At 71.4% G+C, this 702-nt stretch carries 1 protein-coding gene and 1 rRNA gene; one reads left to right on the top strand and one right to left on the bottom strand.

From position 1 onward, the window contains the following. Positions 1-390: hypothetical protein (locus tag ACIBF5_RS31720; RefSeq protein WP_396816575.1), on the top strand; the 390-nt coding region annotated here is incomplete at its 5' end. A 219-nt stretch (positions 391-609) separates the two neighbouring features. Here ACIBF5_RS31720 and rrf read toward each other — a convergent pair. Further along, a 5S ribosomal RNA gene (rrf, locus tag ACIBF5_RS31715) occupies positions 610-702 on the bottom strand; the annotation flags it as partial.

Raw genomic sequence — 702 nt, 5'->3', positions numbered from 1 at the left:
CGAACCGCCGTCGCGGGGCCCGGAGCGGAAACCGCCCTCGCGGGAGCCGCCACGGGAGTCCCGGTCGCCGCCGAAGCCACCCTCACGGGGGCCGGAACGGAAGCCACCCTCACGCGAACCACCGTCACGCGGACCGGAACGGAAACCACCGCCACGGGAATCGCGGTCACCGCCGAAGCCACCCTCACGGGGGCCGGAACGGAAGCCACCCTCACGCGAACCACCGTCACGCGGGCCGCTACGGAAGCCACCCTCGCGGGAGCCACCGCCGTCGCGGGAGCCGGAACGAAAACCACCATCGCTCCGTCCGGCGCCACTGCGGTAGCCGCCACCGGCACCGCCCTGGCCGCCTCGCTGCCCACCACCGGAGTAGCCGCCACGCTCGCCTGATCCGCCACGGGAATCGCGGTCGCCTCGGTACGGCGGGCGGTCATCTCGACGCGGGGATCCGCCACGACCACCGTCACGGTTGGGGCGATCGTCGCCTCGGCGCTGACGGTCGTCGCCCTGCGGTCCTGAACTCACGGGTACATCCTTCCTGATGGCACTTGGGCCGGAGCAACGCAGTCAAGGGCCGACCCGGATGGGGCGGCCCTTGACTGAAAGTTTGTCCGGCGGCGTCCTACTCTCCCACACCCTCCCGAGTGCAGTACCATCGGCGCTGGAGGGCTTAGCTTCCGGGTTCGGAATGTAACCGGGCGT

Origin of the sequence: Micromonospora sp. NPDC050417 (assembly GCF_044458865.1) — a bacterium.
Lineage (GTDB): Bacteria > Actinomycetota > Actinomycetes > Mycobacteriales > Micromonosporaceae > Micromonospora_G.
This window is presented reverse-complemented; position numbering and strand designations above follow the sequence as displayed.